At 69.6% G+C, this 26,417-nt stretch carries 25 protein-coding genes and 4 pseudogenes; 13 read left to right on the forward strand and 16 right to left on the reverse strand.

From position 1 onward, the window contains the following. Window positions 1-11: 11 nt before the first annotated feature. Together ACF059_RS28845 and ACF059_RS28850 are read right to left on the reverse strand one after the other, a co-directional pair. A pseudogene (locus ACF059_RS28845) lies at window positions 12-260 on the reverse strand (helix-turn-helix domain-containing protein); the annotation flags it as partial. A 432-nt stretch (window positions 261-692) separates the two neighbouring features. After that, a pseudogene (locus ACF059_RS28850) lies at window positions 693-887 on the reverse strand (IS5/IS1182 family transposase); the annotation flags it as partial. A 430-nt stretch (window positions 888-1,317) separates the two neighbouring features. On the opposite strand from ACF059_RS28850, the gene ACF059_RS28855 reads away from it, so the two are divergent. Together ACF059_RS28855 and ACF059_RS28860 are read left to right on the forward strand one after the other, a co-directional pair. After that, the gene (locus tag ACF059_RS28855) at window positions 1,318-2,751 is read left to right on the forward strand and encodes a PP2C family protein-serine/threonine phosphatase (protein ID WP_392062614.1); all 1,434 of its coding nucleotides are present in this window, start codon (window positions 1,318-1,320) and stop codon (window positions 2,749-2,751) included. After that, window positions 2,748-3,119, forward strand: coding sequence for an STAS domain-containing protein (locus ACF059_RS28860; RefSeq protein WP_392062617.1), 372 nt, complete (start codon window positions 2,748-2,750; stop codon window positions 3,117-3,119). The genes ACF059_RS28855 and ACF059_RS28860 overlap by 4 nt, the downstream gene beginning before the upstream one ends. A gap of 1,006 nt (window positions 3,120-4,125) precedes the next feature. On the opposite strand, the gene ACF059_RS28865 is transcribed toward ACF059_RS28860, so the two are convergent. Continuing rightward, window positions 4,126-4,890: an ATP-dependent DNA ligase gene (locus ACF059_RS28865; protein ID WP_392062620.1), complete on the reverse strand. Its 765-nt coding sequence runs from the start codon at window positions 4,888-4,890 to the stop codon at window positions 4,126-4,128. A gap of 293 nt (window positions 4,891-5,183) precedes the next feature. On the opposite strand from ACF059_RS28865, the gene ACF059_RS28870 reads away from it, so the two are divergent. Continuing rightward, window positions 5,184-6,056, forward strand: a complete 873-nt coding sequence (locus ACF059_RS28870) for a class I SAM-dependent methyltransferase (RefSeq protein ID WP_392062622.1) — start codon at window positions 5,184-5,186, stop codon at window positions 6,054-6,056. 56 nt (window positions 6,057-6,112) lie between these two features. On the opposite strand, the pseudogene ACF059_RS28875 reads toward ACF059_RS28870, so the two are convergent. The 3 genes and pseudogenes from ACF059_RS28875 to ACF059_RS28885 form a co-directional block, all read right to left on the reverse strand. After that, window positions 6,113-6,271: pseudogene (locus ACF059_RS28875) on the reverse strand (IS5/IS1182 family transposase); the annotation flags it as partial. 27 nt (window positions 6,272-6,298) lie between these two features. Next, window positions 6,299-6,682 carry a hypothetical protein gene (locus ACF059_RS28880; protein ID WP_392062625.1) on the reverse strand — a complete coding sequence of 128 codons (384 nt, stop codon included), beginning with the start codon at window positions 6,680-6,682 and terminating at the stop codon, window positions 6,299-6,301. Window positions 6,683-8,129: 1,447 nt separating this feature from the next. Then, a complete protein-coding gene (locus ACF059_RS28885) occupies window positions 8,130-8,654 on the reverse strand; it encodes a DUF6879 family protein (protein ID WP_392063333.1) in 525 nt (174 codons plus the stop codon). A gap of 708 nt (window positions 8,655-9,362) precedes the next feature. Here ACF059_RS28885 and ACF059_RS28890 point away from each other — a divergent pair. Beyond that, the gene (locus tag ACF059_RS28890) at window positions 9,363-10,340 is read left to right on the forward strand and encodes an L-threonylcarbamoyladenylate synthase (protein WP_392062627.1); all 978 of its coding nucleotides are present in this window, start codon (window positions 9,363-9,365) and stop codon (window positions 10,338-10,340) included. 113 nt (window positions 10,341-10,453) lie between these two features. On the opposite strand, the gene ACF059_RS28895 is transcribed toward ACF059_RS28890, so the two are convergent. The 3 genes from ACF059_RS28895 to ACF059_RS28905 form a co-directional block, all read right to left on the reverse strand. Next, the gene (locus tag ACF059_RS28895; RefSeq protein ID WP_392062631.1) at window positions 10,454-11,098 is read right to left on the reverse strand and encodes a carbonic anhydrase; all 645 of its coding nucleotides are present in this window, start codon (window positions 11,096-11,098) and stop codon (window positions 10,454-10,456) included. A gap of 375 nt (window positions 11,099-11,473) precedes the next feature. Further along, complete coding sequence (locus tag ACF059_RS28900) at window positions 11,474-11,677, reverse strand: cold-shock protein (protein ID WP_392062634.1); 204 nt, start codon at window positions 11,675-11,677, stop codon at window positions 11,474-11,476. A 253-nt stretch (window positions 11,678-11,930) separates the two neighbouring features. Further along, window positions 11,931-12,269, reverse strand: coding sequence for a MerR family transcriptional regulator (locus ACF059_RS28905; protein ID WP_392062637.1), 339 nt, complete (start codon window positions 12,267-12,269; stop codon window positions 11,931-11,933). A 932-nt stretch (window positions 12,270-13,201) separates the two neighbouring features. Between ACF059_RS28905 and ACF059_RS28910 the strand changes: the two genes are divergently transcribed. Continuing rightward, a complete protein-coding gene (locus ACF059_RS28910; protein ID WP_392062640.1) occupies window positions 13,202-13,591 on the forward strand; it encodes an ATP-binding protein in 390 nt (129 codons plus the stop codon). A 442-nt stretch (window positions 13,592-14,033) separates the two neighbouring features. Here the strand turns inward: ACF059_RS28910 and ACF059_RS28915 are convergent, their stop codons facing one another. Beyond that, complete coding sequence (locus tag ACF059_RS28915; RefSeq protein WP_392062643.1) at window positions 14,034-14,198, reverse strand: hypothetical protein; 165 nt, start codon at window positions 14,196-14,198, stop codon at window positions 14,034-14,036. A gap of 158 nt (window positions 14,199-14,356) precedes the next feature. Between ACF059_RS28915 and ACF059_RS28920 the strand changes: the two genes are divergently transcribed. Beyond that, window positions 14,357-14,530, forward strand: coding sequence for a CsbD family protein (locus ACF059_RS28920; RefSeq protein ID WP_392062646.1), 174 nt, complete (start codon window positions 14,357-14,359; stop codon window positions 14,528-14,530). 196 nt (window positions 14,531-14,726) lie between these two features. Here the strand turns inward: ACF059_RS28920 and ACF059_RS28925 are convergent. After that, window positions 14,727-14,804: pseudogene (locus tag ACF059_RS28925) on the reverse strand (carbonic anhydrase); the annotation flags it as partial. Between the two features lie 247 nt (window positions 14,805-15,051). Then, window positions 15,052-15,813, reverse strand: coding sequence for a helix-turn-helix domain-containing protein (locus ACF059_RS28930; RefSeq protein ID WP_392062649.1), 762 nt, complete (start codon window positions 15,811-15,813; stop codon window positions 15,052-15,054). Here ACF059_RS28930 and ACF059_RS28935 point away from each other — a divergent pair. The 4 genes from ACF059_RS28935 (at window position 15,808) to ACF059_RS28950 (ending at window position 18,313) form a co-directional block, all read left to right on the forward strand. After that, window positions 15,808-16,179 carry a hypothetical protein gene (locus ACF059_RS28935; RefSeq protein ID WP_392062652.1) on the forward strand — a complete coding sequence of 124 codons (372 nt, stop codon included), beginning with the start codon at window positions 15,808-15,810 and terminating at the stop codon, window positions 16,177-16,179. The genes ACF059_RS28930 and ACF059_RS28935 overlap by 6 nt on opposite strands. Before the next feature lie 434 nt (window positions 16,180-16,613). Further along, the gene (locus ACF059_RS28940; protein WP_392062655.1) at window positions 16,614-17,030 is read left to right on the forward strand and encodes a hypothetical protein; all 417 of its coding nucleotides are present in this window, start codon (window positions 16,614-16,616) and stop codon (window positions 17,028-17,030) included. Then, on the forward strand, window positions 17,027-17,581 hold the full coding sequence (locus tag ACF059_RS28945; RefSeq protein ID WP_392062658.1) for a DUF3995 domain-containing protein: 555 nt from the start codon (window positions 17,027-17,029) through the stop codon (window positions 17,579-17,581). The genes ACF059_RS28940 and ACF059_RS28945 overlap by 4 nt, the downstream gene beginning before the upstream one ends. 60 nt (window positions 17,582-17,641) lie before the next feature. Continuing rightward, entirely contained in the window at window positions 17,642-18,313 is a 672-nt protein-coding gene (locus ACF059_RS28950; RefSeq protein WP_392062661.1) for a hypothetical protein, read from the forward strand. A 35-nt stretch (window positions 18,314-18,348) separates the two neighbouring features. Here the strand turns inward: ACF059_RS28950 and ACF059_RS28955 are convergent, their stop codons facing one another. Beyond that, window positions 18,349-19,230: an ATP-dependent DNA ligase gene (locus tag ACF059_RS28955; protein ID WP_392062664.1), complete on the reverse strand. Its 882-nt coding sequence runs from the start codon at window positions 19,228-19,230 to the stop codon at window positions 18,349-18,351. Window positions 19,231-19,498: 268 nt separating this feature from the next. On the opposite strand from ACF059_RS28955, the gene ACF059_RS28960 reads away from it, so the two are divergent. Next, window positions 19,499-19,663, forward strand: a complete 165-nt coding sequence (locus ACF059_RS28960) for a hypothetical protein (protein ID WP_392062668.1) — start codon at window positions 19,499-19,501, stop codon at window positions 19,661-19,663. Window positions 19,664-20,007: 344 nt separating this feature from the next. Here the strand turns inward: ACF059_RS28960 and ACF059_RS28965 are convergent, their stop codons facing one another. Further along, the gene (locus ACF059_RS28965) at window positions 20,008-20,688 is read right to left on the reverse strand and encodes a hypothetical protein (RefSeq protein ID WP_392062671.1); all 681 of its coding nucleotides are present in this window, start codon (window positions 20,686-20,688) and stop codon (window positions 20,008-20,010) included. A gap of 233 nt (window positions 20,689-20,921) precedes the next feature. Between ACF059_RS28965 and ACF059_RS28970 the strand changes: the two genes are divergently transcribed. Further along, window positions 20,922-21,734, forward strand: coding sequence for an ATP-dependent DNA ligase (locus ACF059_RS28970; protein WP_392062674.1), 813 nt, complete (start codon window positions 20,922-20,924; stop codon window positions 21,732-21,734). A 571-nt stretch (window positions 21,735-22,305) separates the two neighbouring features. On the opposite strand, the gene ACF059_RS28975 is transcribed toward ACF059_RS28970, so the two are convergent. Both ACF059_RS28975 and ACF059_RS28980 read right to left on the reverse strand, forming a co-directional pair. Continuing rightward, window positions 22,306-22,533, reverse strand: coding sequence for a hypothetical protein (locus tag ACF059_RS28975; RefSeq protein WP_392062677.1), 228 nt, complete (start codon window positions 22,531-22,533; stop codon window positions 22,306-22,308). A gap of 313 nt (window positions 22,534-22,846) precedes the next feature. Beyond that, window positions 22,847-24,199 carry an alpha/beta fold hydrolase gene (locus tag ACF059_RS28980; protein ID WP_392062680.1) on the reverse strand — a complete coding sequence of 451 codons (1,353 nt, stop codon included), beginning with the start codon at window positions 24,197-24,199 and terminating at the stop codon, window positions 22,847-22,849. Window positions 24,200-24,517: 318 nt separating this feature from the next. Between ACF059_RS28980 and ACF059_RS28985 the strand changes: the two genes are divergently transcribed. After that, window positions 24,518-25,375, forward strand: a complete 858-nt coding sequence (locus tag ACF059_RS28985; protein ID WP_392062683.1) for an MBL fold metallo-hydrolase — start codon at window positions 24,518-24,520, stop codon at window positions 25,373-25,375. Window positions 25,376-26,417 lie beyond the last annotated feature (1,042 nt).

A 26,417-nucleotide genomic window follows, 5' to 3' on the forward strand; every position in this document is an offset into this window, starting at 1 on the left:
GGTTCCCCCCCCGCCTCCCGGAAGGGGGCAGACAGCGCGTCGACGACCTGATCGTCCGACACCCTGTAGAGCGCGCACAGGTCGCGCACATCGCGGGGACTGATCGCACGGCGGCCGTTCTCCAGGTAGCTGACCTTGGGCTGGGGGACCATCAGCCACTCAGCCACTTCTGCGCTCTTCAGTCCACTGGCCTGGCGGAGCCGGCGCAGTTCAGCCCCCAGACGACGTCTCCTGACGGTGGGATTGATGTCCGCCGCCACGGGCGGGGTACCTCCGGCTCCACGTCATCGTCTGGATCCGCAGACTGCCACGGGAGAAGGCTCATTAGTCACGCGCCATACCGTCGCGCGCCCGCGTCTACCTGCGTACCGAGACGGGTGCCCGGCACCGGCCCGCACCGCTCCCCGTCCATGATCACTTGGCGAGCAATGTCGAACCGCACGGTCACCGCCGCATGACCAGCGATCTTGCCTATGGGTTCCATGGCTACCGGAGGTGAAAGCACTCTTCACTGCCAGCCTGCGCCAGAAGGGGTTCCGCAGCAAGACGAACATGACCCTGCTCCAGCGGCGCGGCAGGACGGAGGAGCACCAGCCGCGCCAGGTAGAGGGCGCGGTCATCACTCCGGTCCCCCGCAGGTCCCGTCGTACACGAACGCGGCGGCCCGTGCCGGTCCTGGAGCGGCCGTATGGCGCCCAGGTCGCAGGCCCACGACCGAGTCGAAGCGGGGCCTGGTAGAGGATCACGTTCACGATCTCCCGCATGTCATAGGCGCCCCCGTGGCCGCTGACCGAGGGATGCCGTGCCTTCCACGCGGTGATCACCGGCCGGATCAGCTCCCACGCTTCATCCGGCAGGCCACTCGGGTACGGAGGACGTTGGCCCATGCCCACCAGCACTCCGCGCGCCGACCGGACCGTGAAGCCGAGAACCGGACAACCCGCATTCAACCGCTACGAGAGCCACCGAACTCTCGCGGAACCCCCTCTCAGGCCTCCTCGATCTCTTCTCCGACAACCCGCCCAAGTCCCCGAACACTCCCGAAGGAGGCGTCGCGTGGCCCCCGTGTGACGCAGTCGTGAACGACGTCGGCGTAGGACTGAGAGCTGAAGCCGCGGACCACCAGGACCGGTACCCCCGCCTGGGCGAACCCAATGAGCTGCTGGCACAAGGTGTCCTTCCGTCGGATCTTGGTACCTCCGGGGGCGGGCTTGTCTGTGCCTCCCGTTTGGCCCGGGTTTCCTGGCGACAGGTGGGGCGGTCTAGGCTGCGAGAGTCGTTGGCCATCGAGGCCGGCGCGGCAAGGAAAGGCAATCGATGCCGCAAGCGGGACACGCGACCGACCCGGCGGGCACGCCGGGCCGGCAGACGCTCAGTGCGGCAGAAGAAGCGGCCCGGATGGACGCGGTGCGCCGCTATGACATCCTCGACACCCCGCCGGACGGTGCGTTCGACCGCGTCGCGGCGATGGCGGCCCGGCTGTTCAAGGTGCCGGTGGCCAGCGTCACGATCGTGGACGAGGACCGGATCTGGTTCAAGGCCGCCCACGGTCTGGAAGGCGTCAACGAGATCAGCCGGGAGCCGGGCCTGTGCGGCTCGGCGATCCTGTCCGACGAGGTTCTGGTGCTCCCGGACACGCTCGTCGATCCCGTCGCCTTCAACAATGGCTTGGTCGCCGGGCCGATGGGCGTCCGTTTCTATGCCGCGGCTCCGATCATCACCGCCGACGGGCACCGGCTGGGCACCGTCAACATCCTCGACACCAGGCCGCGCCTGATCACCGAGGACGACACCGCCACCCTCGCGGACCTGGCCGCGATCGTGCTGGATGAGATGGAGATGCGCCTAGCCGCCTTGAACGCCCTGCGCGCCGAGCAGGAGCGGCGCCGGGAGCAGGAGGAGGCCCGGCAGCGCGCCGAGCGGGACAAGAGCGCCATCGAGGCGTTCGCCTCCACTCTTCAGCGCACTCTGCTGCCGCCGGCGCTTCCGGTGGTGCCGGGGCTGGAGCTGGCCTGCCACTACGCCACCGCCTCCCCGCAGAACGTGGGCGGTGACTTCTACGACGTCTTCCCCCTCGACGGCGCGAGGTGGGCATTCTTCCTAGGCGATGTGTGCGGCAAGGGCCCCGAAGCCGCCGCCCTGACCTCTTTGACCCGCTACACGCTGCGCGCCGCGGCCCTGATCGACCCCGACCCCGACGTGGTCCTTACCTCGCTGAACACCGCGCTGCTGCTGGACCCGGATGTCGGCACCCGGTTCTGTACCGCTGTCTTCGGCGTCCTTGAACCGCACGAGAGGGAAGGATTCACCATCACGGTGGCCACCGGCGGGCACCCTCCGGCCTATCACCTGCGCGGCCACGGGACAATCGAAGCGGTGCACCCCAAGGGCGGCATGCTCATCGGCGCCCTCGACGGCGCACGCTTCGCCTCCCACAGCATCCACCTCGCCCCGGGTGAAGGACTGCTCCTCTACACCGACGGACTGACCGAGGCCCGCACCCTTGGTGGTGAAATGATCGGAGATGAGGGCCTGACCCGTTTCCTTTCCGCGCGCACGGGAGCTGTCAGCGCGGCGGCGGTCATAGAGGACACCGTCGACCTCATCGACGCCATGCCCCACGGAGCCGGTGACGACGTCGCCCTGCTGGCCCTGTCCGTCCCCCTCGCCGACGCCGCGGGCGGCCTCACCGCCACGGCCACCGCCCACACCATCGCCCCCGCCGGCGAGACGCCGGAGAGCAGATCGTGACCGACTTCCGCCTCACCGCACAGCACACTGACGGCGACCTTGCCGTGGCCCACGTCGTGGGGGAACTCGACATAACCACCGCCCCCCACCTGCGCGCCCAGGCACTGGCCCTGATCGAACAAGGCCACCGCCACCTGATCCTTGACCTCGGGTCCGTCACCTTCTGCGACTCCTCCGGCTTCAACGCCCTGGTCGGCATCCTCCGCTGCGCCAAGACCGCCGACGGCACCCTGGTCCTCGCCGCCGTCCCCGACCGCCTTGAGCGGCTCCTGAACCTCACCGGTCTCAGCGCCCTGCTACCCGCCCACCCCACCGCCGCCCACGCGCTCGTCGCGCACACCCCCAGCCAAAACACGGCCACCACGTAACCCCCGCGGCGGCCGCCAGGCAAAGTGGGGGGCCGCTGCATCTGATATTCGAAGGGCGCCCGCAGTTCGCCGCGCGTTGCCTCGAATGGCGGGTCCCTTCCCTGTGGGACCCGACAGTGACCTCGGGCCTCTCACGCAGTGCTCCGGGAGGTCCACAGCGGCCCGGGTCCGACCAACCAGCAGCCCACCGCCCGTCACCGGGCGGCGGTCGGGCAGAGCTCACGCGGGGGTCCATCGGGTGGTGGGGCGGCCCGGTGCTACTGCCACCAGAGCGCTCTGGATCACCGGGCCTCGCCCGCGCACGCCCTATCGGCGCGGACTGCGCCCGACCATAGCCGCGACAGACCATCACCCCTCAACAGAAGCTCTGTGTTCGGCATCCTGTGTGACACGGGCCGGCGAGGGTTGACCCCCGGCGCTGACACCGCCATCCATGCCGGAGCCCCTATTCACCCCGCACACCGGGCGGCGACGAAGCCGGTCTCGGGCGGGGCGCAAGCACCCGGCACGACACCGGAGGTGCGGAGGGCTGCCTGGCTCCGCTCTTCCAGCTTCTCCTTGACATCCTTGCTGCGATCGTCGGCTTCGAGGTCACCCACATCCGCCCTCGCCCCACGCCGTGAGTGGCGGAGGCGGCCCGGTGCGCGGCATGACGCCCGCCGCCGCGCTGGCGGTCCCGGCCTCGGGGGGAACCACCGGTGTCCGCAGCGTGCCGGAAGAGCAGGGCGAGGCCAACGGTGTGCGCAGCGTGTATCGGAATTTACGCTGGAACCGGCGGCCGGCGCGGTGAGCGGCCCCCAGCCGTCCCCCGTGGGCACCTGCCCCTCCCACTCCACGCAGATGCCCACCCCAGCACTCGTCCGGCGGCCCTATCCCGCGGCTGGGGCCGGGCCCCTGCCCAGCCGGGGCACGTCCTCCACGGCCGCGTCCAGACGCAGGCGCACGTACCGGATCGGATGCCGGTAGACGCCGCCCCGGTCGACGGAGGTGTCGGCGCTGACCTCCGCTACGAGGCCGGGCTGACCCAGGGTGGTGTCCAGGACGTCGCGGGTTCCCCATGCCGAGGTGAACCTCGCGCCGGTCCAGGGATGGACGGGGCCGGCGGGGGCCAGATGTTCGGCGATCTGGCGGACGGCGTCGGGGCGCAGAGGGACGATGCGGCCGATGGGACGGAGACGGCCGGTCGGGTCGCGGCAACCGAGAAATGAGGAGGCGGGGGGCGGATGAGGGCGCCGATAATGGCGCCGATGTGCCGGTAGCGCTGGTCGAGGGCTTTTACGACCAGACCCTCGACGCCGGAGACGTCCGTCCAGTCCTCCAGCCACTCCCTGGCCTTGCCTGGGTCCATCGGGCACAGCGTCCACGGGGCGGTCAGCGGGCGGGCCGCGAACAGGACCTCCAGGCGCCGGCGCCGCTCGGCGTAGGGCAGGGCCAGCAGCTCCGTGCCGTCGATCCGGAGGGCGTCGAAGGCGATGAAGAACGCGGGCGTCTTCGCGGCGAGCGCGGTAGCGGTGCGGCCGCGGGCGGCGACCCGGCGCTGGAGGGCTTCGAAGGACAACCTGCCGGCTGGGGTGTCCCAGACGACGAGCTCGCCATCGAGGACCAGGCCGTCCGGCAGTTGCTCGGCGGCCGCGCCCAGGTCGGGGAACCGGTCCTGGACCAGGGAGCCGCGCCGGGTCTGCAGGAGCAGTCGGCCGCCCGGGCTGGCGGGGGTGAAGAGGATCGCGCGGTGGCCGTCGAATTTCTGCTCCGCCGCGAAGCCGCTCGCCACGACGCCGGACCCGGGGACGTACTCGGCGGCCTGGGGCGAGCATCGGCTCGAAGGGCGACCGCTAGTGACTCTGCTCCACAGATCGACCCGTTATTGGTCGGGCGCCGATTGCCCGTTGGGCATTCGCGCGAGGGACCGAACACGCAGGGTGTCGTCGCTTCTCGGAGCTGACCCGCAGGTAATTCCGGGGATCGCGAGGATCGCATTCGTTACCAAAACAGAACCCGGAAGCCCCTTCCGAAAATTTTACTTTTGTGATATCCTGTCAAATTCTTGGGCTAGTGTCCGGCATTATGATGAACAAGGGACAACCCAGCCGGACAGCTCTCATGTCGGCCGCAGCACGCGCGGCACGCCTCCTCGTCGACGAGACTCCCTCGATCTTCGCCGACACCCTGGCGCAGACCTTCCTGGGGGAGCGTGCTGAAGAACTCCTCGACTACCACCAGTCCTATAGTGGGCACCCAGTCCTGGCCGGCGCGCGGACGACGGCTGTTACCCGCAGCCGCTACACCGAGGACCGGCTGGCCGAGCTGGCTGGCCGGGGTGTCGACCAGTACGTGATCCTCGGTGCGGGGCTGGACTCCTTCGCTTACCGGTCGGAACTGGCCGACGGTGTGCGGGTGTTCGAGGTGGACAAGCCGACGACCCAGCACTGGAAACGGGCGCTGCTGGTTGAGACGGGGACGACGGTGCCACCGTCCGCCTTCTTCGTCCCGGTCGACTTCGAGAAGGAGTCCGCTCGGTCACTTACCGATCACCTCGTGCGAGCCGGCTTTGACCCGGACCGACCCGCGCTGGTCAGCTGGCTCGGGGTCACGATGTACCTGACCTCGGAGGCGATCAGGCAGACCCTGGCCGTCATCAGCGGCTTCGCACCCGGCACAGAGCTCATCGTGGAGCACCTCCTCCCGGCCGAACTTCGCGACGAGGCGGGTCAGTCGTATGCGGAGCTGGTCATGGCTGCCGCGGCCGAGCAGGGCGAGCCCTGGCAAACGTTCCTCAGCATCGAGCAGATGGACGCCCTCCTGCTTGAGCACCGGCTCCAGCCGATCGAGTACGCCCGGCAACGCGAGACAATCGACCCTGCTGAGTGGGAACGTACCGACGCGCTCCGCCCATTCGAGTTGTCCGTCCTGGCCCGTGCAAGCGTTCCCACCCGCTAAAGGGTGTCGCAGAAGGTCTGGCTCGGGCAGGGTTGCGTGCTGTTTGACCTGCTGTTTCACCGTGCCATGGCGAGGTTGTGCATGGTGGCAACGGCATGGTGGAAACCATCACCTTTCTGGCGGCAGTCGCGGAGGATCTTCCAGTTCTTCATGCGGGCGAAGGTGTGCTCGAGGCGGGCACGGACCCGTCGGTGTTCGGCGTTGTCTTCCTCCTGGCCGCGCAGGAGCGGGCGTCTGAGCCTTTAGTCGCCGTTCGACGTGCTGTCTTCCAGCCGGTCCTCGATCGCGGTGAAGTTCCTCTCGATCACCACGGGGTCGGTGCCGTCGCGGGACTGCTTGATCTGCAACCGCAACTTGGCCCCGTCGAAGAACGTCACATCGTCCGCTTTGCGGAACGCGGAGCCGTCCCACGCCGCTTCGGCGTAGGCATACACGGTGCCCCCGGCGCAGGCCGCGCACGTCTTCACCGTGATCTTCCAGCTGTCCGGCCACGGCCCGTCATAGCTGCTGTCGTCGATGTCCTGCGTGCTGGACGCGCCCTTGTAGGCCGGCGCGGCCGTGGCGCCGGGTGCTGTGGATGCCGCGACGGCCAGCGCGGCAACCGCCGCGCGCTTGAGGGTGCTCATGCCCGCTCAATGCCGCGAACCCAGAAGCGACACGGCCCTGCCCCGAAACCGCCTCGTTCGATCGACCCCCGGCGCCCGGGCGTCGATCGCAAGTCCGGTCAGCCGGAAGCGGACACCACGCCGGTCCAGGCGAGTACGTGGGGCAGCGGTCGTCCTCGCCAAGCACATCGGCCAGGCAGCCCGCGAAGCCGGCGGCCCTCTCTGGGGCCCCGTAGGTCCCCCGGCCCAAGTACCGGGGACCGTGATCCGTCGCCCTGAACTTCGATTTACGGTTACCGACGAGCGGTGATCCACACGAGAAGTAGACTTACCGCTCCGCTTCCGAGACTGTACGAGGCTCCTCGGACGAACTGGCGCTGGACAATGCGTCCATGCCGACGGCACCATTTACGCAGGTGGGCTGTCACTCGCCCTCTCCTCGTGCCCAAGGCGGCGCTGCTACTCCTTTCCATAGGTGTCCCTTTCTGACTGTTGGGGTTGCCGCGCGAGGAGCCCTCCCGACCAGTGGCCTGGTAACCGTTGTCGGGGTCGAGGGCTCCTTTTGCGTTGTGCAGGAGTGTATCGGTGCAGCACTACAACGACCGGGTGCACCAGGGGACTTGAATCGGCATGAGCCGAACGGAAGCGCGTCGAAGTGCATCTAGACGTAGCCAAGCAGCGCGAGAGCGTAGTAATAGCGGGTCCTGACGTACTCAGAATGCATCGTCGTGATGTGCGCCACTCTTCCCCCACTTTAGCGATCACTTGCCCCAATGCGGCCCTAACCCTTTCCCTCGCCACTATGGCAGGCCGAACGAACAGGCCGGCGATCACGCCTGACCCCCGTGACTGGAAACAGAAAATGCCAGGTCACGCGAAGGGTACATAAGAAGGATTGACTGACTTCGACTAAGATCCGCAAGGATTAGCAAGGAACCGCAAGGTTTGAGTACGGCCGGATTGGCTGAAAGTCGTCATCGCTCGGCCGATCCGCGGCCCAGATCCGGATTCCTGGCCGGGCGCACCCGTCAGCTTGAGGACACCGCCCCGGCGTACCGCAAGACATCCTGGCGCCGGTCATCCTCGCCGAGGATGGCGGCTATGTCCGCCAGGGGGCCCGCGATGTCGGCGGCTGCCTGCGGGTCCTGCTTCCGGAGCAGGTGTCAGCAGGTGTGCGTTGCGGGCCGTGCGCAGCGTGTCGGCCTCGGGGCGGTACCGAGTGGCCTGGCAGCGCAGGGCGGTCGTGATCAGCAGTTCGGTGGTCCCTTGCCAGTCGGTGCGCTGGCACAGTGTCAGCCACGTACGGGCGGTCAGCACCGTGACGGTGGAAGGGTCCAGGCCGCCGTAGTCGGCCTCTAGCTTCGCCTCCATGAGGTGGCTCAGGCGCAGCGCGAGGGCTTCGCGCGCGGCCTGGGCGCTGGACGACGGGGAGACGGGCATGGGGCGCGGGGTTTTCTAGGGCCGGTGGTCAGAGGGTGTACTTCTCGTGCGGGACGGCGCGCTCCCACACCTTCTCGAACGCAGTGGCGCAGAGCGCGGCGACGGCTGGGTCGGTGGTGCGTTCCCTGCCGTGCTCGGTCCAGTCGCCGGTGCCGGTGAAGTGGTGGAACTGCACGAGCGTCTCGTCCAGGAGCCAGAAGTCGTCGCCGGGCAGCGCGATGTCGCTCGCGTGGCGGCGGGGTAACCAGCGGACCTGTTCGCCGGCCTGGAGGTTGAGCGGGGTGATGGCGTGCTCGTAGCGGATGTAGTCGGTGACCGGCTCGGAGACGATCCTCGCGCGGCGCATCACCACCCCGCGGCCCACCGCGTCCTCGACGAGGGGCATCCACTGCGGCCAGAACGAGCGGGCCGGATCCAGGTTCGGGACGCCGGTGCGCAGGAAGGTCTCGTAGTCGTCCTTCTCGTCGCCCACGGCGTAGCTGTCGCGCATCTCCAGATGGACGGCCGTGTGCTCGGTGGCGGCCAGGAGCTCAGCGAACGTCGCGGTGTTCAGCGCTTGCGCGTTCAGCGGCTCACACGCCTCCCTCAGGATCGGCACCGTCCGGGCCGGAATGCGGATCACGCGCTCGTGCGATGGGATCCCATTCCTGTGGCCGGCCACCCACTCTGTGGACCCGACCAGGGCAGCAAGGAGTTCGTCGACCTCCTCACCCTGCAGGACCAAGCCGCGGACTCCTCTTCTACCCCACACCGTCGGCGATCCCTCACCTCCCGTGTTCGGGTCCATCCCGACGAACCGTAACTCCATGACGGTCTCCCCTGTCGAGTCGGTTGCGCGTAGTTGCGTCACGACGGTCCCGCGCAATCGCCTCACCGGTCAAGGCCCGCAGCGCCACAAAGTCAGCGCGTCCTGGCAGGGGTGCAGGCGACGAGCTACGCCCGGTACGTCGCATCGGCATGAGCGATGTAGGCGGTGCAGCCAGACGGATCTGAGGGGCGGCAAACCCCGCGACGTTGCCGCCGACCAAGCCACGATCCGCCGCCGAGCGGCTGCTGGCCGGTACGCCGCTGCGTTCCAGCCCCGGACACCATTCCTGCGCCGGGTGTCACCGAGCTGTCCATCGAGAACGAAGCCCTGCACCCATCCCGGTCGTCGCCAGCAGCGTGTCGCCCCGCTCGCCGACCGACGGTCGGGGGACGGCTTCACCTGCTCGTGACCAAGGGGAAGGCCAGCTCTGGCCACCGTTCTAGAATCATCAGGGTGACCGCAAGCATCCACGACATCGAGAAGGCGGCCGGTGTGCTGCGCGCCGGCGGCCTGGTGGCCCTGCCGACCGAAACCGTGTACGGACTGGGCGCCAACGCCGAGGACCCCGCCGCCGTCTCCCGCATCTTCCAGGCCAAGGGTCGTCCGCCCTCTCACCCGCTGATCGTTCACATCGGTGGTGCGGAGCAGTTGGACGACTGGGTTCAGGACGTGCCGGAGGCGGCGCGTCTGCTGGCCGGACGTTTCTGGCCGGGGCCGCTGACGCTGGTGCTGCGCCGCGGCCACCGGGTTCCGCTGGAAGCGACTGGTGGCCTGGAGACGGTGGCTGTGCGGGTGCCCGACCACCCCGTTGCCCTCGCGCTGCTGAGTGCGTTCGGCGGCGCAATCACGGCCCCGTCCGCCAACCGCTTCGGCTCCGTCAGTCCGACCACTGCGGAGCACGTCCGTGCCGAGCTGGGCGACACCGTCGACTTCGTGCTGGACGGCGGCCCCTGCCGCGTCGGCGTCGAATCCACCATCGTCGAAGCCACCAGCGGCACCCCGACCATCCTGCGGCCCGGCGGGGTGACCCGCGAGGACCTCGAAGCAGTGCTGGGACGCCCGCTCACGATCCCCTCCACCAGTCAGGTCCGGGTGCCGGGCCAGCACCCGTCCCACTACGCGCCCCGTGCGCGGGTTGTCCTGGTGGAGCCCGAGCAGGTAGTCACCGAGGCGGAGACAGCACGCGAACTGGGACACCGGGTGGGTGTTCTTCTGCCCGACTGCCTCGCCGGCACTGCGGTGAAGGCGCACGCCGTCCTGACGGTCCCGGCCGCCATGGCCGAGTACGCGCGCGGGCTGTACGGGTTCTTGCGCCACCTCGACCAGCAGGGATGCGACCTCATCGTCGCCTCCGTGCCCGTGGAGGAGGGGCTGGGCCTGGCGATCGCCAACCGGCTCCGCCGCGCCGCAGGGCCCCGACCCATCGTCTGACCTGCGCCCGCCGTCAGTGACGTCGCTGCCCATCCGCCCCCGGCACACCCCGCAGCCCGGGCTCCGCGCCGATTGGCGCGACCTGGGGGCGTGACCGGGCCGGTGGCGAGTGGTCAGGACGCGGTGGGAACCGCCACGTCGAGGCCGCGGGCGGCAACGAGCTGTGCACTGCCGTCGGCCAGCCGGTACGACAGCCCCACGACGCCGACGCGGCCCGCGGCCACCGCCTCGGCCAGGACACGGGAGCGGTCGAGCAGCAGGTCGACCGTGTGCTCGATGTGCTCGGCCAGGATGTCGTCAGCCGTCTCGCGTCCGGCGGCACGGGCCGCCAGCACGCTGGGAGTCACCCGTTCGACCACGTCGCGGACGAAGCCGCCCGGCGTCTGCCCGTTCTCCAGGGCGGAGCAGGCCGCGGCGACGGCGCCGCACGAGTCGTGACCGAGGACGACGACCAGCGGCGCGTTGAGGACGGCGACGCCGAACTCGATGGAACCAAGGATCTCCGCGCCGGCGACGTGCCCGGCGGTGCGGACCACGAACAGATCGCCTAGGCCCCGGTCGAAGATGATCTCGGCGGCCAGCCGGGAGTCGGAGCACCCGAACAGCACGGCGAAGGGCTTCTGGGACGGTGCGGTCTCGGTGCGGCGTGCGGCGTCCTGGTTCGGATGCTCGGAGGCGCCGGAAACGAAGCGCTCGTTACCGGCCATGAGCAGGTCGAAAGCGTCATGGGGCGTCGGCGTCAGGATCTTCTCAGTCATGGCGGCAGCCTACGAGGTGACACCGGCCCTTGCATCGGCCGACCCCCGGTGCCCGCCGGTGCACTCCACACGGGGCCTGCAGAGCAGGCGCCCTTCGGCGGAGCTCCCGATAGCGGCCGATCAGCGCCTTCACGCTCACGCATGAAGAGTGGTGCGAGCGGCAAGCAATCCTCCTTCGCGATCGCACCGAATGGAGGGTGAAAGGGACGAATGTCCGAACGCGACCCGGCCTCATGCCAGTGAAAACCCCGGAAGGGGATGCATCGCGATGACAGTCAAGCGCTCAACCCGCCTCACCACCCTCCTGACCCTGCCCGCTGCCCTCACGCTGGCCGTGGCGGCACCGGCCGGCCGCAACGACGTGCGAGGTTGGGGTTAGGTCGGGTTGATGTTCTCCGCCTGGGGGCCTTTCTGGCCCTGGGTGACGTCGAACGTCACGCTCTGGCCTTCCTGGAGCTCACGGAAGCCCGAGGAGTTGATCGCCGAGTAGTGGGCGAAGACGTCCGGGCCGCCGCCGTCCTGGGCGATGAAGCCGAAGCCCTTCTCCGCGTTGAACCACTTCACAGTTCCCGTAGCCATGTCTCATGCCTTCCAGTCGAATGAACGCCTCCCGCACCGTGCGGAAGGCGGAGGTGATCGCCCTGGTTCCTGCGGCACAGCACAGCAAAACGCCCACGCCGAGGCGTGGGCAAAAGGGGAACTTCCGAACCACGACAGCTGACGCAGACGCTACACGCCCATACACACTGTCACCACACGAAACGCGTAAGCGTCATGCCGTGGCCGGGTGCGCGCGCGGGCGGCCGAGGACCGGCAGGCGCGGCCCCCCCGCTCAAGCCGCGGCCGGTGGATTCGCTGATTCGGCGGCGCGGCGGTATTCGGCGTTGATGCGCTGGGCCTCTTCGAGCTGGTCCTCGAGGATGACGATGCGGCAGGCGGCCTCGATGGGGGTGCCCTGGTCGACGAGCTCGCGGGCGCGGGCCGCGATGCGCAGCTGGTAGCGGGAGTAGCGGCGGTGTCCGCCGGCGGAGCGGAGCGGGGTGATGAGGCGGTGTTCGCCGAGGGCGCGGAGGAAGCCCTGGGTGGTGCCGACCATGTCGGCCGCCCGGCCCATCGTGTAGGCGGGGTAGTCGTCGTCGTCGAGACGGCCGTACGTGTCGTCTGCGGTCATTGCACCTCTCTGTGGAACGCGTGGAGGGGCCCGGGTGCCGTACTGGCACCCGGGCCCCGAAGGAACTGCTACACCATCTGCCGGCCCTGATGCTGCGCCGGCCTACTGTTTCCGCAAGCCCGACCGAGATGCTGTCGGGGGTGCGGGGATCGCGGATGCGTGACCGGAGACCACCTCACTATCGATGTCCTGCGGTACCCGGGCTTCGTACTGCTTGCCCGGGCGATCCTGATGGCGCTCGGCTCCTCCGTTCTTTCCCTCTGGATCAATCACTTACCAAACGGGGACTGCGTACTGCTGATACTGCGAACTGCTGGTAACGCGGGTACTGCCCTTTACTGCTGATACTGCGTACTGCTGGTGGCCTCTCACAGCACCACCTTCGGCAGCCAGCCCCGTCGCCCATCCTGCATCTGCTCTGGCTTAGAACCCCACTGCCGAACCTCCCGGTGCGCGCGCCCGCAGCCGACGCCTTCACCGAGGTGCTGCTCACTGTCTTCACTGCTGGTACTGCCAACTGCACTTACCACGGGTACTGCCACTGCGGTACTGCTCACGGCGGCCCCTGATCACTGCGGGCCACCCGGTCCGGTCACCAGTCCCGTCGCCGTCCTGCAACAACCCTGGCTTCGAAACTCCGTCACCGCACCGTCCTGCGAACTGCAACTGCGTGTACTGCTGCCCGGCAGTTCGTCCCTGCCGGGCCCTGCGGTCCTTCTTGGTTACGTGAGAAACCATAACCACACCACCGCTCAATGTCTACTCCGGCCGACACAGATTTCCGGGTGTTCGGCGATCAGGTAATCGGCCTCGAACAACGACACGGACGGGCGCGAGAGGCGGCCGCCACCGGATTACCCGTCACAGGCCAGGGCACAAGAACCACGCGGGCATCACCGGGCATTGACGATCCAGAGACCAGGGTGAACCTCATGGACACGACGAGCGTCAGCCTCGCAACCGTCCGCTCCGCTGCCTCCGTCGCCGACGCCCGCGAGAGCACCCGGGACTTCCTCGACCGCCTCGTACGCCCGCTCGCAGCCGAGACAGCCGGCACGGTGGTCCTGGTCGTCTCGGAACTCGTCACCAACGCCCTACGCCACGCAGGCGGCACCTGCACCCTGAACCTGACCGCGCACCCGGACAGCATCGAGGTCGCCGTCCACGACCCCAGCCCGCAAGCGCCACTCATGCGCACCCCCGATCTGAACGGCGGCACCGGGGGTTTCGGCTGGCCCATGGTCAACCGCCTCGCCCGCGCCACCTCGGTCACCCGACGACCGTCCGGCGGCAAGACCGTACGCGCCCTACTCCCCCGATAAGACCCTCCCAGCCTTTCCCCCGCAGGGCGGCATTGCCACACTGAGCAGACATCGTTGCAACGGGCGCATCACTCGCGAGGCCGTTCCCGAGCCGGCCCCGCCCCGGTCCTGGCTTCCCCCGAAGCCAGGACCACAGCAGTCCTCACACACCACCCGTGCAACCCACCGACCGAACTGGTGACAGCACGACGGCCGGGCCGGAGATGTTCGTGGTCTCGTCCGTAGACCCGGCGGTGCAGCAACTCCTCATCCCTGTCCATCTGGGCAAGCCTCCCGGCTGACACCGACAGGGTGGGCTTGCCCAGGGCCACCTTGGGCCTGCCGACGCTGTCGGTAAGAGGCTTGCCCAGCTCTCAGGAGGCTTGCCCGGGGCGGAAGCGGGAACAGCCGCGGGCCTTCTCGGCAGTCGCGGCGGCCTCCGCCTGGCTGCGTAGGTTTCAACTCACTGGCAAAGCCACATGCTCGACAAGCCGCTGCCGGAGCAGTACGCCAAGCCGTCCTGCATGCCGCCGAGCACATCCTCGGCCTCGCCGTCACCACCGTCGACGTAGAAGTCAACGCCGTACTGGAGCCCCGCTGTCCTGTCGGGATGCGCTGCAAGCCGCATCCGGGCCAGGAGAACGCAGACTAGCGGCCTGGTCCCAGCGGGAAGAAGTAGCGATTTCCGTTTTTGGGAGGATAATTCGCTTAGGCTACCTACTCGGGTAGGCGCCGGGCAGCTTTATCTGCAGACCGCACCACGCAGTGGTGTGGGAGGTGACAGAGATGACGGCTGGCAAGAAGGTCAAGAACGCAGCCAAGAAGACCAAGGGCAAGCTGAAGGAAACCACAGGTCAGGCTGTCGGCAATGAGAGCCTGGAGGCGAAGGGGGCTCGCGAGCAGATGGCGGGCGATGCGAAGCAGACCTTGCAGAAGGTCAAGGACACGCTCAAGCATTGACCCACGCCTTGGAGTCCCGGTTGCGGGAATCTCCTGGGATGGCGAGAGCCTTCCAGCGAATCCCGGTAGGCGTCGACCGCCTGAAGGACCCGGCGGGGAATCCAGTACGTCCGTCCCGGCACGGTTCCCTCGATCCACTTCTCGGTGGGGTAGGCAGGCGCCCGCGCTCTCCTCCGGGCTGGCGTTGACCCGCGGTGCCCATGTCCAGCTTGCCCAGGACCTCCGGCCCGAGCACGTGCCCGGTGGTTCGGACGACGAACAGGTCTCCGAGGCCCGCACCATCGCCGCGGCCGGAAACGCCTCACGGTGACGTGCCACCGCCTGCCCTGCCCGCGCTACAAGGCCGACCGCGTCCTTCCTGGCGGGAGAAGAGGACTGAAGCGTGGTGGGCCGCACCGAGGCGCGGCCAGTGAGGTACAGCCACGTGTCTTCCACCTCGAAGGTAGTCAAGTGCAGACCGGCGAGCCGCGGTCAGCGGATCTCTCAGGGTGCAGGGCATGACGGGCCGCCAAGGGCGCGCCCTATGCTTCAGCGCGTCGCAGAGAGGCAGGCGTACGCCCGATGAAGTCCCTTGCAGTACGGGTGAGGTGGGCCTGGTCGGCGAAGCCCGCGGTGGCTGCGGCCAGGGCGGCGGTCGAGTCCGGCAGGTCGTTGATCGCGGTGCGGAGTCGGCCCCATCGACGTAAGCGCGCAAGCGTGATGCCCAGATCCTGCCGGGCCAGGGCGCGCAGCCGGGGGGCCGACAGGCCGACCTCGACGGCGACGGAGGTGATGGGCATGCCCGGATCGTGCACCGTGCACAGGTGGACAGCGCGGGCAACTCTCGGGTCGAGTGGGGATGGGCGCCCGGCGAGCATCTGCAGCTCGGTGTATCCGGCGGCCAGATCCACGCAGGTGCCGGGGCCGTCGGAATCAGGGGTGCCGAGAGCGGCGAGCAAGCGGCGGACCTCGCCTGTACCGAGCCGTATCGGCCCCGGGCGGGAGGGCAGCAGCCAGGAGTCGATGAACAGGGCGAGATAGGGAGAGGTCGCTTCACAGGCGTGGGCCAGCTGGGGCGGAACGATCAGCCCGGGCGCCGCCACCAGGGGCCGGCCCGGCTGGAGGAGTTCGGCGTGGCCGCCGATCGGCAGCACGGCTTTCCACGCGGGCAGCCGGTGTTGGGCGACGCGGAACGGGCGGGACTCGGCGAACATCGTCGCCTCGGGGCCGCAGGCGAAGACGATGCGGCGATCGTTTTGCTCAAGTGCCCAGGCACGAGGTGAACGGATCATCGTGCCATGCACGTTATCGCTTCCGTTGCCTTGGCGGTGTTCCTGGTCGTCACGGGGGTCGCGCATTTTCTGGCTCCCGGTTACTTCTGCCTGCTGGTACCCGCATGGCTCCGCCGGGAGCGGCTCATCGTCGCCGTCAGTGGTGCGGCGGAGGTCGTGGTGGGTGCGCTGGTGCTGGTTCCGAGCGGCAGGTGGGTCGGGGGCTGGGCCGCCGCCGTCCTGATCACCTGTTACTTGGTGTCCCACGTGGACGCGCTGTGCCGGGCGCGCCCGGACCGGCCCCGGTTGCTGGAGCGGCCGGCCGGTGCGGTGGCTCGGCTGGTGGTGAACGTCCTGTACATCGCCTGGGCGGTTGCCGTGGCCACGTCCGCGGCCTGACGCCGATGCGCGGCAACCCATCGTCCGAGGCGGTGCCGAAGCCGCCGTCATAGCATTCCTATAACGCCACCGGGGCCTCCCAGGACACGCCCAGGTCCTCTGGGACGCCGATACAACCGTGCGCGCTCTGACCTGGGCCGCTGATCTTCCCCGGCGGCAGGATGAGTCCGTAAATCGTGAGCCCTGTCAGGTTTTCTCTCTTTGTCTCCCTCGCTCGGGGGAGGTGGCTCATTCTCGGGTACGAAGACCGGGCGCGGATGCCGGTGTGATCGTGAACGCATGACGAGCTTCCCTGACCTGAGCCAGGTGCCGGGCGCATGAACGCGAAGGCGATAGAAGCCGCTCGGCGGTGGCGGCCGGCACGCCGCCCGACCGCGGTGGCCCTTGCATGGGCATGGCCCGCGTACCTGTCCGTTCTCGCCCAACTGGTATACGTGGTGGAGAAGGGCTACTACGCGACCCAAGGACGCCTGGGCATTCCCGGTGGGCCACTAGTGAGCGCCTCGCAGTACGCCGAGACGGCGGATGTCGCGCTCACCCAGTGGACGCTGGCCCTACTCGGTCTGCTCTCCGCCATCATCGCGCTCGCCGCCGTTCGGCCCTGGGGCGGTCTGGCACCGCGCCCGCTGCTACTCCTCGGGCTGTGGGCAACGGGCGCACTGGCGGCGGTCAGTCAACTCCACGTGGCCCGGGAAGTCCTCTTCCCTTCCGGTCCCGGTGGATGGTCGCCGTGGGCCGCAGTTCAGGGCGTCGCCGCCCTCTGCCTCTGGCTGGCCATGGCCTGGATCTGCACGCGCCGCCTGGGACTGGACACCACAGCCGTGGCGAACACGGGGCGGGACACGAAATGAAGGGAATGGTGGACACGCGGCCTGCGATGCGCCGCACCCTGCCAGTACGGCGATGGGCCGCCTACGCGACTTGTGTCTGGACCCTCGTCGGCTACGGGACGCTCAAACTCTATTGGGCGCTGGGCGGCACGGCGCTCACCTCGAGTGCTCCTTTGCCGCGGTCGGCCCGTGAGGAGCTCGTCGCGCAAACCCCCGGCGCGATGGCCGGCCACTGGATCTCGGTTGGCCTGGTCGTCGTGGGCGCGTTGGCGGCGCTCGCCACAGTGCGGCCCTGGGGACATGTGCTGCCACGCCGGCTCTTGACCGTGCCGATGTGGATCATCGGATGCCTCATGGTGTTGCGGGCGTGTGGCGTGTTGGGTTTCGGCTTCATCGGTGACGTCATGGTGCTGACGGGCAGCGTTCACGTGGCTCCGTCCGACGTGGGGATCGCGCGACACATGTCCCGTGTGGACCTGCTGCTCTGGTCTCCCTACTTTCTGGTGTGGGGTCTGCTGTGGGGTACGACCGCATGGGCTACCCCGGTGCGCCAGACCCCCGTTCGCCCGTAAGCCCGGCCGGGCGTTCTGCTACCTTGAACACGTTCAATTGAACGCGTTCAAGGAGGTAGGGTGTCCGAGGTGCAGAAGGTGGCGGCCCGGCAGGCGGGATGGGCCGTGGCGGCTGTGGCGGTCGCCGCAGTCGTAACCTTGATCGGAATAGTGATGTTCACCGCTGTCGCGGGGTACTTCATGCTGACCGCGATGGCGGTCGTCACCCCGCTCCAGCTGCGAGAACACCCCAAAGCCTTTGCCCGGGTGTGCGCCTTCCTGAGCGCCGGGCTGCTGGCCTGGGCGGTGGTCGGATTGGTCATCGGCATGTTCTTGTTCCTGCCAACAGCCGTGCTGCTGCTGTTCGCAGCCCTCGCCGACGCGGACAACCGTCCAGGGGGGTGGTGGGCGGCGAGTGCCCCGCTCGCGGCCGCGGCAGCCATGGCACTACCTTCAGTCATGCCGCCGGACACGGGCAACGGGCCGCCTCCCTCTTTCCACGCAAACCTCGACTCCACCTCCCGGTTCCACGACCCTGACTTCAACAAGAAGAAGGCACGGCTGAAGGAGTTCGGAGCCACAAGCGTCTCGGTCGGCGAGTGGGCGGGCCGGCTCGAGCTGACAGTGGAGGTACCCGAGGGCTTCCATGAGGAGAGCCGGGCCAGGCTCGAGGAGCGGATCCGCCAGCTCCCAGGAGTCGTCGATCTGTGCTTCGACACGTACGACACCTGCCAGAAGGAGCTGCAAGGCTAGTACTGCAACCCCCTGCGGACCGCGCCGGAATCCGGTCAGCCGACTGCGGCGGCCGGGCCCTGCCCGAACACCGGAACGTCGTCCACGGTCACGTCCAGGCGCAACCGCCGGAAACGGAGCGGGTGGCGCCACACGCCGCCCCGGTCGATCGAGCGGTCGGCGCTGATCTCGGCCACCAGGTCGGGGCGGACCAGGCGCACGTCCAGGACGTCGCGGCTCCCCCAGGTCGCGGCGAATGTGACGCCTTCCCAGGGGTGTCCGGGGTCGGCGGCCGTCGGGTGCTCCGCGACCAGCCAGGCTGCCTCCGTGCGCAGGGGGACGGTGCGGCCGACTGGGCGCAGCCGGCCGTCTGGGTCGTGGCGGCCGAGGACGAGGAGCTGGGGGCGGGTGAGGGTGCCGGTGATGGCGCCGATGACCGCCTCGGTGGTGTCCCGTCGGCGCACCTTGGTCCACGCCCCCCTATGCCCCGGCAGGTAGCGGCTGGTCAGGGGCTTGCAGAGGATGCCCTCTACGCCGGACACGTCCGTCCACACCTCCAGCCACTCCCGGGCCTTGGCCGGGTCCGTGGTCATCGGGCACAGGGTCCATGGGGCCGTCAGGGCGTGGTCGGTGAACAGGGCCTGAAGGCGGGCGCGGCGCTCCACATAGGGCAGGTGCAGCAGCTCTTGGCCGTCGGTCTGCAAGACGTCGAACGCCACGAAAACGGCCGACAGCTTCGCGGCTAGTGCGGGAGCGCTGCGGGCGCGGGCGGCGGCCCGGCGCTGCAACCCCTCGAAGGACAGGGCGCCGACCTCGCTGTCCCACACGAGCAGTTCGCCGTCCAGGACCAGGCCGTGCGGCAACTGCGCCCCGGCAGCCGCGACGAGATCGGGGAACCCGCCCTGGACCAGGGCGCCGCGGCGGGTCTGGAGCAGCACCCGCCCACCCGGCCCGGCCGGGGTGAACACCAGCGCCCGGAACCCGTCGACTTCTGCTCATACGCCACCCCAGAAGCGAGCGGACGCACGGGCGGCATCACCTCGGCGGCCTGCGCCACCATCGGCATACCCGCCGCGAAAATGAGAAGGTCTTCAACGAACTCCTCGGCGCCGCCACCCGGCTCGACATGCTGCGCCGCCTGGAGGGCGGGGCGTCGACCCACACGCCACCGCGGCCATGCACGCGGTCCGGTTCGCCACCACCATCTTGTCGCCGACCATCCCGAACACCCCGCCGCTTGGCTTCCGCCAGGACAGCGAGCGCCTGCTCCAGCTGGCCGCCGACTGGCGTGAGGCGGCACTCGAACTCGGCGAGTTCGCCCCACCGCGCCCCACCCTGCGGCTCGTCAGCGACACGCCAGCACCCTCGTAGCCTGCTGCTGGCATACATCGCGGACCGCGACAACAGGACACCGCCACCAACCAGGCATCCCGCTGGCTCTTCCCCGGCCGCCGGGCCGGACGGCCGGCCCGCCCCGACGACTTGTCCTCACGACTGCGCGAGATTGGCATCCCGGTCGCCGCAGCCCGCGGCGCCGCCATCCGACAACAACTCCTCGAACTACCCCTTTCGTCGCGGACGCCCTCGGCTATCACGACGAAACCACCAGCCGCCTCCTCAGGGAAAGCGGCGGGACCTGGAGCCGGTACGCCGCAGGCGACCACCTACGATCACCATCCGGCTGGACCCCCTCGCCACTCACTGACGGTTGAAGCTCAGATCACGTCCCGCGCCGGCTGCGGGTAGCCGATCTCGGCGAGGTCCTCGGCCAGGTCTGCGAGGGTGACCTCCGCGTTCAGCGATGACACCAGCTTCTGGCTCAGCGGTCGCAAGGCATACACGTCGCGCACCGCTTCCAGGTCCACGGGAACCTCGTAGTAGTCCTCGGCGAAGCGCCGGAACGCTTCCGGCGAGCGGTCGACCAGGAGCTCGAACAGACCCGTTGCCCCGTCCGGGTCGGAACACCCGGCGGGAAAGTCGATCACGCCGTGCCGCCACCGATCATCCGTTGCCTCCCGCCACAGGCAGGCCGTCACGACGGGGACGTCATCCTCGTCGGTGAACGCTGGCTCTTCGACGAAGGGCTTGAAGACCTCCGGAACCTCGTCGATCACTCCCGGCCAGGGCTCGCCGTCGTTCCCGTACGGGCTCATCGGTGCTTCGTGGTCGAAGCCACGGACGTAGGCCCCGGCCGCCGAGAACACGATGGAGTACTCGTTCCCTGACCCGTTGCGCATCGAGGCCATCTCCTCGTCGTCAGCCCAGCCAGCGTTGAAGGAGTAATGCCGGCCTTCCCAGTCCGGGCTCAGGATCGCGTCGAGCATCGCCAGTGAGCGGCACAGGTTCCGCAGGTCAGCGATCGAAGAGAACTGGCGAGCCACGTCATAGACAGTCATGTGCTCATCCAACCGGATACCCCTGACACCCAGAATCTCCCCCCCAAGGACTATCACGCTCAGTAGCAGTGCCGGAGTCAGGTGGGGCAACTCGCGACAGTTGAATACGCGAGCCCACCAGTCCCGAGGCCGAGGCAAGCCGCTCAGTCACACGGGTGGTCCCTCGCGCCGGTCCGCCGAGTCGCGTCTGGCCGACCCTGGAAGAGGGGGCGATCGTGAGGGAGGTCCCGGGGATGGTGCTCAGGCCGCCGGTGCAGCCGATGCTGGCGCAGGCCGCGGAGTCGATTCCGGGCCCGGCCGCGCTGCGCGCGGGGGTGGCCTACGAGCAGAAGTTCGACGGTCACCGGGCTCTGCTGTTCACGCCGGCCGAGCCGGGCGGTGCCGTGCTGGTGCAGACCCGCCGCGGGTCCCTCATTCAGGACCGTTTCCCGGACCTGGTGGCCGCTGCCGAGCAGCAGCTGCCCGCCGGCCTGGTCCTCGATGGCGAGCTGCTTGTCTGGGGCGCCGAGGCGGGACGGCTGTCCTTCGAGGCCGTGCAGCGCCGGGCGGCAGCCCGCAGCCGCGGCGCCGCCGCCCTGGCCGCGAAGCTGCCGGCCTACTTCGTGGCCTTCGACGTCTTGCAGCAGGACGGCCAGGAGCTCCTCCGCCTGCCCTACGCCGACCGCCGCGCCCGCCTGGAGGACCTGTTCACCCGCAACGCCCTGGGCGCGCCGTGGACGCTGTGCCCGATGACGACGGACCTGGCCAAGGCCCGGGAGTGGCTGGAGTCCTGGACGGACGTGTCCGGCGTCGAAGGAATCCTGATCAAGCCTCTGACCAGCCGCTATCACCCCTCATACCGCGGGTGGACCAAGATCCGCCGGCGAGACACCACCGAAGCGGTCATCGGCGCCATCACGGGCACCCTCGCCCGCCCGCAGCTCCTCGTCCTCGGCCGCCACGACGCCTCGGGCGGGCTGCGGGCGGTCGGCCGCCCGGTACCCCTGCGCCCCGACGCCGCCCGGCAGGTCGCCGAGCACCTCGCTGCCAGCCAGGGCACACCCTGAGGCGGCGACGACACCAGCACTGCGGCCACGAACGGGCCGCGCACGGGCGCTGCTGCCGCGGCTTCACCGGCGGACCGCTCCCGCAGTGCGGTGTCGCGCAACGGCTCGCGGCGGATCGTCTTGAGAGCCGCCGGGTGCCGGCCGCGGCGGGCGAGGTAGACCGTCCCCATGCCGCCGGTTCCGAGGACCCCAGGAGTCGGTAGCCGCCGAGGTGCGCGCAACGACCGGCCTCATGCCCGGGATCGTATGTGCGGCTGTCAACAGCCTTTTGGCCGGGCCGACTCAGGGCCGTGGACGGACGTCAGGACATCGGCGGCTCATCATCGGACAGCGGGCGGGTGGGGCCTCTTGGGAATCGGCGCCGCGCTGTGTCGGTGTCAGGCCAGCGAATAGTGACGGTCATCTCATAGGGTTCCTGCGGGGTAGATACTGTACTACCAGTCAAGGTTGCCGGTGACTTGCCGCGGGTGCAGTACGGGCACAGGCACCACGTCCGCGGCCCGTCGTTCCGTTCTCGGGCCGGGAGACCTTTGAGCCGTGCCGGCAGGGACGGGCCGCGACGTGATGCCGGTCAGGCGGCTGCCTGGTGGTGGGGCGCCTTGCGCGTTCTCACCCCGCCGACGATGAGCGCCAGCCCCGCGACGGTGATGCCGAGGTAAGCGGCGGACGGAAGGTCGACGAGCTTGTGCAGCCAGCCCCACTCCGTACCGAAGAGGGTCTGCGAAACGAAGCTGACGAGCCCCTGGGCTCCTACGACGTAGCCGATGCTTTCGACCGTGTATCCGATGGTTTTTCGCACGGATCAACCCTCTCGCGCCGGAGCCCCGGGAGCCTCCTACTCGGGGCCGAAAACGCAGTAGGCCAAAGGATGCAGTCGTTGGTGGAAGGCGCGGATCGGCGTGGGCCGGGGTATTCGACCAGCTCGAACGCTGCGGACCGCAGTCGGGCGGTGCTCGCGTGGGTCATCCGGTCATCCGTCGCGGTGCGGACGAACCTGCTCGCGCCCGCCGCCGGGCGGGACTGCCGACACTGCGGACCAGGGTGCCGTCCCTGGAACTCCACCGGCGGCCGGGACGGCTTCGAGACTCCGTCCGGCCTGTGGCGGGCTGCGGTCATGTGCGGTTGCCCAGGAATGCGGAGATGTCCTTGCGTGCCGGGTAGTTCGGCAGCGGGGCCGGCTCGTCCTGAAGGAACGCGCTGATCACAGCGGCGGCTCGCTCGTCGTTGTCGTCCAAGCCGTTCCACATGTGGTGTCCGACCCCGGGCATGTACTGCGTGCGCTCGACGGCCGGATCATGGGCAAGGACGTCGGTCGCCCACTGGCGCAGCTGGGAGGAGCACTCGGCGATCATCAGCATCGCGGGGGTCCGGGACCGGCCCAGCTGTGGAGCGAGGGAGGGCGAGTCCCTGACCGTCTGCTGGACGCGGAGGCTGGCGGCGGGGCTGAAGGAGAAGTTCTGCGGCGTGTCCTCGACGGGGATGCGGTGCGCATCGCGCGCGCAGTAGGCGGATGCGGTGTCGCCGCCGAGGTCGGCGGCGGTGAAGGCGTTGTCCCCTTCGGCCTGTCCGACCAGCCCGGTTTCCGGGGTGAGCAGTCCCAGCCGCATGAGTCCGAACGCCACGGCATAGCGGGGCACGTGCGTCGATCGCGGTCCGGTGGGGGCCGGGGCGAGGCCCCGTGCCGACGGCCGGCCCTTGTGCCCGCTGACGCGCGCGGTGGGGCCGTCCATGGGGCCCGGTTCGGCGATGACGGCGCGGTGCAGGCGCCCGGCGACGTCCGGGTCGGCCAGGGCCCGGGTCAGGACGGCCCCGCCCGAGGAGAACCCGAGGACGTCGACCTTCCCCTTGCCCAGGTGGTCGACGAACGCGGCGAGATCGCGGACCGACCGGGAGACCGTGTACTGGCTCATGGGCAGCAGGGCGCTTCGGCCGCCGCCGGCCTGCTCGTAGGCGTAGACGTCGTAGCCGCGCCGTGCCAGCAGGTGCAGGAAGCGGTGGTCGAGCACCGAGATGCCGCGGACCGGTCCGCCGTGGAGGTACACCAGCGGAACGGCCTGCCGGGCACCGGGGCCCGCGGGCGGATAGTGGTACACCGCGACGCGGCTGCCGGTGGCCAGGCTCCAATGCTGCGTGGCCACGAACGGCAGGGCGGGCGGGGACTGCCGGTCCGTCGGCACCGTCGGAATGCAGACGGCCGCCGACAGGGCCGCCGCGACGACGACCGGCAGGAACGGCACCAGATGCGCCGGCCAGGCGCGCCGCCGTCGCCGCAGCCGCCACACGGCGAGGGCGGATCCCACCGCCGACGTCGCGAGCCATGCCGCGAGACCCGAGCCCGCCCCGTCCGTGAGGACGACCAGCGCGAGGAAGACGGCGACCAGTGCCACGACGGTGGCGAGGGCCAGAGCCAGGGTGAGGGATAAACGGCCGACGTAGCGGGCGCGACGTATGGCGGGCGAGGGCAAGGCGACCTCGACACCGCCACCGCCGACACCGCGTTCCGATCAGCAATCCACGCGACACTGCGCGGATGGACCACCCCCGCGGTATTCCGCACCCTCCGCCAAACCGAACCCGGGCCCTGAGGAGACAGAGACGCCCAGGGACCTCGCCGGCCTCGACGGTGACGGTGCAGACGTGGGACGGACGGAGTCGACGTCGCGAAACTCCCCTGTGCTGTGAAGGATGCGATTCCTCGGCACAACGCGGCTCCCTCGGTGCTCTCGTCCTCGTCTGTCGAGCACCCCCTCCCCGGCGCTCGAAGGCATGACAAGATCGACGCCATGTCTCTCCGCATTCCCCGCCTCAGGATCGGCTCGGTCGAGATCATTGCCCTCGCGGATGCCGAGGGCCCGTTCTTCTCCCCCCGCGCCGAGGCATTTCCCGAGGCCACGGCCACGCAATGGGCCGAGGCCGACCGCTACGACCCGGGCGGGGTCGATGCCGAGGGACGGTGGCACCTGCAGTTCCGCGCGTACGCGGTCCGCAGTGACAAGGGTCTTACCGTCGTGGACGCCGGCATCGGCCCGGCCGACAGCCCCGCCAGCTCGTGGGCGCCGGTTCCCGGTTCCCTCCCCGCGTCGCTCGCCGCCGCGGGCATCGACCCGGCAGAAGTCGACACCGTGGTGCTCACACACCTGCACACCGACCACGTCGGGTGGGCGGTCGTGACCGAGGAGGCCGTCCCGTCCCGGGACGGCGCAGGGGACGGCAATGTCTCGGCGAGCGACCGCCGCCCCTTTTTCCCCCATGCCGAGTACCTGTTGCAGCGCGCCGAGTTCGACGCCCTCGACACAATCAACCCGCAGCTTCGCGAAACCCTCATCGACCCGCTCGCGGCCGCCGGCCGGCTACGGCTCCTCGACGGGGACACGCCGCTGCGGGCTGGGCATGTGGTCGCCACGCCGGGCCACACTCCCGGACACCAGAGCGTGCTGCTCGCCGACGGGGACCAGACGGCGCTCATCACCGGCGACCTCCTGGTGCACGCGCTCCAACTGCTCCACCCCGAACTCGCCTACGCGCACGAGGTCGACCCCGAGACGGCAAGGCACTCGAGGAAGCGCATGCTCAGGCGCGACCCCGCCACCACGCTGCACCTGGCCACGCCGCACCTGACCGAGCCGTTCCTCCCCGTGTGATCGCGGCCGTGGGCGACCGGCCGGAGTTTGCGCGCACCGACGCTCCACGGAGCGGCAGCCTGGGCGGTCGCCTACAAGGTCGGCTGTGCCGCGCGGGGCTGGTGGCCGGGGCACCGCGGCTGGCGCGGCGCGGTGTCGTCGGCCGGGAAGGCGGGGCCGTGGCCGGGGACGATCACGTCCACGGCGGTCGAAGGCGACGCAGATGACGGCGCCCCAGGGGTCTGCTTCCGAGGCAGCCCGCGGACAGCCGCAGGGCGCTGTCATCCGGTTGGCCTCCGGCAGGCCGATCACCGCGGTGAGCCGGTCGAGTAGCGGGGTGCAGGTCGTCGGGGGTGCCGATGAAGGTGCCGGTGACCGAGGGCAGGCCGGGCATGCTGCTGTCGCCGAGCTGCTCGAAGGCGCAGCCCGAAGCGGGCCGGGCGAACGGTTGTCGCGTCACCCGACCGAGGGGCAGCGGGGCCGTCAGAAGCGGTCGGAGCCCGGCTGCGGGACCGTGACGCCATGCGCCGCTGATCCGCTCCTGCTTCTCGCCGCGCTGATCGCGGCGTCCGGATGCGTCTGCGTCCACCCCGCCCCTACCCGGCCTGCCGAGCCATCGCCCGGCCGCGGTGCCGGCGGAGGACAAGCGCCCGGTGCCCCGGCCCGGACAGCCGACGGCCAGGCCGGTACTGCCCCCTCTCCCGCCTGCCCGAGACCGTCGCCACTCCAGTGGCCAACCAGCCTCCCGCCCGGCCCGGCCCGGCCGCGCAGAGCCGCCCTGCCACCACGTGCAAGGCTAGGGCCAAGCCCAGGATGAAGACACGTGCGCACCTTCGACAGCACCCCGTCGTCGTGGAGCCATGTTCGGCCGGGGGCCTGTCCGGTACGGCCTGCCCGGTACGGCCTGGCGGAAATCGCCTGGCGGAGCGGTACCCAGGTCGGGCAGGGTGCCGTGTGAGGAGTGGTGATTACGAGATGTCATACGCCTTCCCCAACTCTGTTGAGGGTCTGCTGCAACGGGGGCGAGGCCTGGGTGCGGTGCGAGCTGTTCGGGAACCGCGGC

The sequence above is a fragment of the Streptomyces sp. NPDC016562 genome, from assembly GCF_043076955.1.
GTDB lineage: Bacteria > Actinomycetota > Actinomycetes > Streptomycetales > Streptomycetaceae > Streptomyces.